Origin of the sequence: Nostoc spongiaeforme FACHB-130 (genome assembly GCF_014698475.1) — a bacterium.
GTDB classification, from domain to species: domain Bacteria; phylum Cyanobacteriota; class Cyanobacteriia; order Cyanobacteriales; family Nostocaceae; genus Nostoc_B; species Nostoc_B spongiaeforme.
In genome coordinates, this window is sequence record NZ_JACJTB010000093.1 from 1 (window position 1) to 5,342 (window position 5,342).

General features: G+C 38.6%; 5 protein-coding genes. 3 read left to right on the plus strand and 2 right to left on the minus strand.

Features of this window, described 5'->3' with window-relative positions; translation table 11 throughout:
* Nucleotides 1-311 precede the first annotated feature (311 nt).
* The 3 genes from H6G74_RS30705 (at nucleotide 312) to H6G74_RS30715 (ending at nucleotide 3,831) form a co-directional block, all read left to right on the plus strand.
* Complete coding sequence (locus H6G74_RS30705; RefSeq protein ID WP_190971282.1) at nucleotides 312-2,195, plus strand: ATP-binding protein; 1,884 nt, start codon at nucleotides 312-314, stop codon at nucleotides 2,193-2,195.
* 9 nt (nucleotides 2,196-2,204) lie between these two features.
* A complete protein-coding gene (locus H6G74_RS30710; protein WP_190971283.1) occupies nucleotides 2,205-3,467 on the plus strand; it encodes a sensor histidine kinase in 1,263 nt (420 codons plus the stop codon).
* A gap of 208 nt (nucleotides 3,468-3,675) precedes the next feature.
* Nucleotides 3,676-3,831 carry a hypothetical protein gene (locus H6G74_RS30715; protein ID WP_190971284.1) on the plus strand — a complete coding sequence of 52 codons (156 nt, stop codon included), beginning with the start codon at nucleotides 3,676-3,678 and terminating at the stop codon, nucleotides 3,829-3,831.
* Nucleotides 3,832-3,835: 4 nt separating this feature from the next.
* On the opposite strand, the gene H6G74_RS30720 is transcribed toward H6G74_RS30715, so the two are convergent.
* Nucleotides 3,836-4,387: a hypothetical protein gene (locus tag H6G74_RS30720; RefSeq protein WP_242051396.1), complete on the minus strand. Its 552-nt coding sequence runs from the start codon at nucleotides 4,385-4,387 to the stop codon at nucleotides 3,836-3,838.
* Nucleotides 4,388-4,764: 377 nt separating this feature from the next.
* Nucleotides 4,765-5,121, minus strand: a complete 357-nt coding sequence (locus H6G74_RS30725) for a Rieske (2Fe-2S) protein (RefSeq protein WP_190971285.1) — start codon at nucleotides 5,119-5,121, stop codon at nucleotides 4,765-4,767.
* Nucleotides 5,122-5,342: the final 221 nt, after the last annotated feature.

Genomic DNA, 5,342 nt, shown 5'->3' on the forward strand with positions numbered 1-5,342 from the left:
TGCATATAAGCAAAAGCTCTAGCTAAGAACATCGGAAGCTGGATGCACAGAAATGGGCACGTCCAGATTTAAATGAGAGGTGCGGCGGATAATACCGCCCATCGACTCAACCAATATGGCGGCTGAATATACCACAAAAATTGCTAAATAATAGCTAATTCTTGCTCTAGTAATTCTCAATTATGTGAGAGCAGTCTGGTATCTAAATTTATCATCTTCACACATTAAATATGTTTGCCATCGTTCATCTTGACTAAAGATTTGGGAATACTAAGTTTACGTAAGTTAATACAATACTAGCAATCTCTAGCATGATATTGGCATTTGTTCCCTATTCCATGTACGTGGCTGGGTTTATTCCACATGGACATTGTTATCTCTGGAAACCCGAACTTGTATGGCTGAATATTATTGCTGATGGCACGATCGCTCTAGCTTATTATTCCATACCTCTGCTATTGATTTACTTTATTTCCAAACGTCAAGATGTCCCTTTCAATGGAGTATTTCTCTTATTTGGGGCTTTTATCTTGGCTTGTGGTAGTGGACATTTAATAGATATTTGGACGCTTTGGCATCCTGATTATTGGGTTTCATCAATTTTAAAAGCATTTACAGCAATTATCTCAATATATACAGCCTTTGCCTTAATTTATCTCATGCCACAAGCTCTGACTTTACCTAGTCCAGCGCAGTTAGAAGCTATCAATAAAGTGCTGAAAAGTGAAATTGTTGAGCGGAAACGTATCGAGCAAGAATTACGCCTTGCTGAAGAAGCTGCTAAAAATTCTAGCCAAGCTAAAAGTGAATTTCTCGCTAATATGAGCCATGAATTACGCACACCACTCAACGGTATTCTTGGCTATACACAAATTCTCCAACGCACAGAAAAATTAAGCGAAAAAGGTAGTAAAGGTGTCGGGGTTATTTATCAGTGTGGCTCTCATTTATTAACCCTAATTAATGATATTTTAGATTTATCTAAAATCGAAGCCAGAAAACTAGAATTAAATCTCATTGACTTTTATTTACCTGCATTTATCGATAGCGTCAGTGAAATTTGTCGTATCCGGGCTGAACAAAAAGTCATCGATTTTCATCTATTACTTGACCCGGATTTACCCATAGGCATTCGGGCTGATGAAAAACGCTTGCGACAAGTGTTAATTAACTTACTTGGTAATGCCATTAAATTTACTCAACAAGGCAGTGTGACATTTAAAGTCAAAGTTATTAACCAAACTATTAATGATGAAGGAAAAATTATCTATAAACTTCGTTTTGAAGTAATAGATACTGGCACAGGTATTACACCAGAACAAATCGCAAAAATCTTTGTACCATTTGAACAAGCAGGAAGTCAGAAACGCCAAACAGAAGGCACAGGATTAGGACTAGCCATCAGCCAAAAAATTATTTCGTTGATGGGTAGTCAAATTCAAGTAGAAAGTGAATTTGGCAAAGGTAGTACTTTTTGGTTTGAGATAGAATCACCAGAATCTAAAGATTGGGCTAAAGTTTCTAGAGTAGTTGAACGAGGCGTAATTATTGGTTATCAAGGAGAAAAACGCACAATTTTGATTGTGGATGATAAATGGGAAAATCGCTCGGTGATTGTCAATTTATTAGAACCAGTAGGGTTTGATGTCATAGAAGCGACTCATGGAAAAGAAGCATGGGAGAAAATCAACACTGATCAACCAGACTTGATAATTACTGATTTAGTCATGCCTATAATGGATGGGTTTGAGTTGATTAAGAGTTTGCGTCAGGCTAGTCAATTTGCCCAAATACCTGTTATTGCTTCTTCTGCCAGTGTCTTTGCAATTGACGAATATAAAAGTATTGATATGGGCGCAAATGCCTTTCTCCCTAAGCCAGTAGAAGCAGAAACACTCCTGGAACTACTGCGGCAATTTCTCCAATTGGAATGGTTATACGACAATCAAAACCCTATAAAACAACACAAAACACAGACTTCAGATGCGTTAGATGATTTCATTCTGCCTGACAAAGAAGTTTTACAGCAATTATTAGAACTCACTCAAGATGGCGATATTCAAAATATTTTAGAACTAGCAGAACAACTTGCTTCTCAGCAGCAGTTCCACAAATTTACTCATCACATTATCAAGTTAGCAAAAAACTTCCAAATCAAACGTTTAGAAACTTTTATTCAACAACAAATTAGTTAATGCAGCATCATGAATCAGGTTTTATCTAAGGGATTTATTTTGATTGTGGATGATAATCCCACCAATTTATCTGTGCTTTCGGAAGCACTCGCTGGTGAGGGTTGGCGTTTTCGTGTAGCAGTGGATGGAAAAAGTGCGATCGCTCAAGCCGAACGCAACCAACCAGAATTAATTTTACTTGATGTCCAAATGCCCGGTATTGATGGCTTTGAAACCTGTCGTCGTCTCAAGGCGAATCCAGTAACGCAGAACATCCCAATTATTTTCACCACAGCCTTAGCTGATACAGAAAGCAAAATTCAAGGTTTTTCCCTGGGTGCGGTTGATTATATCCCCAAACCCTTTGCCCAAGAAGAAGTAATTGCACGAGTGCGGGTGCATTTGCAACTCCAGCAATTAACTCAATCTTTAGAAGAACAAGTACGCGATCGCACCACTGCATTACAAAAAGCCCAAGTGCAACTGGTACAACAAGAAAAACTCTCAACTCTCGGAGAGTTAATCGCGGGAATCGCTCACGAAATGAACAATCCTATTGGCTTTATCGTTAACAATATCCCACCTTTACAAGAATACATTGCTGACATCACCAAGCTACTAAAACTTTATGAACAAGAATATCCCCAGCCAACAACCAAAATTTCTACTTTTATTCAAAACTTGGATCTGAAATTTCTCGTCGAAGATTTAGTAAAAATTGTCAGTTCTATCCAGGTAGGTTCCGAACGCATTCAGCATCTTTCAACTTCACTCCGCAGTTTTTCACGCTCAGATAGCAACACCAAATTACTTGCTGATTTGCATACGGGTATCGATAGTACGCTAATGATTTTACAACATCGCCTCAAGCCTAATGGCGATCACCCCGGTATTGAAGTGATGCGGTCTTACGGCAAGTTACCTCATGTTCCCTGCTACATCGGTGAGATAAATCAAGTATTTATGAATCTGCTGGCTAATGCTATTGATGCCCTTGATGAAGCAATTATCCAAGGTAAAATGAGCGATCGCATTCCACAAATTCAAATTACCACCGATGTCAATTTCCAACAAATGGCGGTAATTAAAATTGCTGACAATGGTATCGGTATTCCTGAAAGACTCAAACAACGGCTGTTTGAACCTTTATTTACAACAAAACCAGTCGGTAAAGGTACAGGACTTGGTTTATCTATTGCCCATCAAATTGTTGTCGAAAAACACAACGGCATTATGGATGTTCATTCTCAACCAGGTATCGGAACCGAGTTTACCATCGCAATTCCGATTTAAATTCATCTAGTTTGTAGCCTAAAAGACATAGTTTTACTTATAAGCTTACCTAGATGTCATAAACCATAGGTATAGTCAAATATTTGGAATTAGAGAATATTTTATACCTTGTGATCGCCTAAATAAACTTAATAATACCTCTTCAGAAATTTGCTGTTTTGAAATTGATGATTTAAAGTAGTGCTGAGTTTTTCGGAAACAATCATCAATGACTACCTTAACGACAGAAAATCAAAAATCCACCAAGCAGAAAAAGCAGTCTTTTGGACACGTAGATATTGGTTCTCCCAAAGTACCATTCCGCAAAGCCAAAAAAATCAAACAAGAACATGAGTTACTCAGTGACTGGGAACACGCTAGTTAATCAATTACGACTGGCAACTCCACTGACACAATTGAGATACTGGTGTCATCCGGGGGCGATTGTATTGGTAAAATCCCTCAAGATTTAGTGAAGCTTTGCGGTACAAAATCCACGTAGCACTATCCTCGTCAACATTGGCGGTATTGAGGATATTTGCCTGACTAAGTGTTAAATTTTTTTCTGCATCCCACTTAAATTCAGCAGAATCGACTGTATTTTTCTGCGGAATATCCCACACAATACTTAGACCTTCGCCTGTAATGCGATTTTTATCTGCTATCCCACGCACACAAACAAATTGATCAGAGTGCGGATACCCATAATAACCATTCACTTGATTTCCAGTTTTAGAAAAATTAAAACAAACTCCAGCCCCATCACGCCAATCTTGGGGGTCAGGTTGACTGCAAAATTGATATTGACCATTTACTAAACTGGCAATATTTACTGCTTGATTTATCAACCGCAAGTCTTTAGCCAAAAGAACCTTACCAGAAATCAGTGAACCTGTGAATAAAGTTAAACAGACAATACCCATTGGTAAGAAATTGCTCATGATTAGCATCATCTCACCGATATATTTCTGGGAAATTTGCTTGGAAAAAAGATTTAAATTAACTAATTTCTACACAACTGGAGCCGCAGCAAGCACCATAAACATTAGTAATGCCAACATCAAAACCAAGAGTTTGACAATTAGGTAAGTGGTAGGATCATAAAGTGAAAAATCGCTAAACATGGGACACCTCCATTAACCATGTTTGCAAAGTTAATTCCTGCAATAAATCTGATAGGGATTAACTGTGTTTCCTACATTTATATTTTCTCTCAAAATTTCCTGACCAGAACCATTATGTAATTTTAGGTAACATTTCTGCTGTGTAAGCAGGGTGGGCAGTTTGCCCGCCCAATTAATGCGATCGCAATTTTAATTTAACCTTCAGGCACATCAATCAAAATACTGCCTTCTTCCACACGTATTGGAAAAACTGGCAGTGTTTTTTGTTGTGAAACTAACGACAATACCTTACCAACTCCTGGCGGCCAGGGACACCAATTATTCACCTCGCCAGTACCTAAATCAAAAGCACTGCGGTGAAACGGACAAACAATGGCTCCGTCTTCAATTTTGCCATTCTTCAGAGGTAATTTTAAATGTGGGCAAGTATTTTCTACTGCATATAATTTATTCTCATGATTCAGCAAGAGAATTTTGCGCTTACCGACATTCACAACTTCTCTTGCACCAGGGGCGAGTGCATTAGCCGCCAGAACTTTAGTCCAGCCCATTGAGTTCTCCTTCATTAAATGGATCTGTTTTCAGTTTCCCGCAATTGTGACCCTAGTGCGTATTCCTGGATTTCTCACAAGAGAGAAATCCAGGGGGGTGGGAGGTGTCTGACAGGTGTAGGTTTTTTACAATTAGGAGGAATTGAAGCAAAAGAAATCGTCAACAGGAGTAGGAGGAAAAGTACTCCAACGCGGAAGACGAAGAGGAAGATGGTTGAGTA

Bases quoted from the DNA above. Each gene is read 5' to 3' on its own strand.
- H6G74_RS30705 (WP_190971282.1), top strand. From the start codon at position 312: ATGATATTGGCATTTGTTCCCTATTCCATGTACGTGGCTGGGTTTATT.
- H6G74_RS30710 (WP_190971283.1), top strand. From the start codon at position 2,205: ATGAATCAGGTTTTATCTAAGGGATTTATTTTGATTGTGGATGATAAT.
- H6G74_RS30715 (WP_190971284.1), top strand. From the start codon at position 3,676: ATGACTACCTTAACGACAGAAAATCAAAAATCCACCAAGCAGAAAAAG.
- H6G74_RS30720 (WP_242051396.1), bottom strand. From the start codon at position 4,387: ATGAGCAATTTCTTACCAATGGGTATTGTCTGTTTAACTTTATTCACA.
- H6G74_RS30725 (WP_190971285.1), bottom strand. From the start codon at position 5,121: ATGGGCTGGACTAAAGTTCTGGCGGCTAATGCACTCGCCCCTGGTGCA.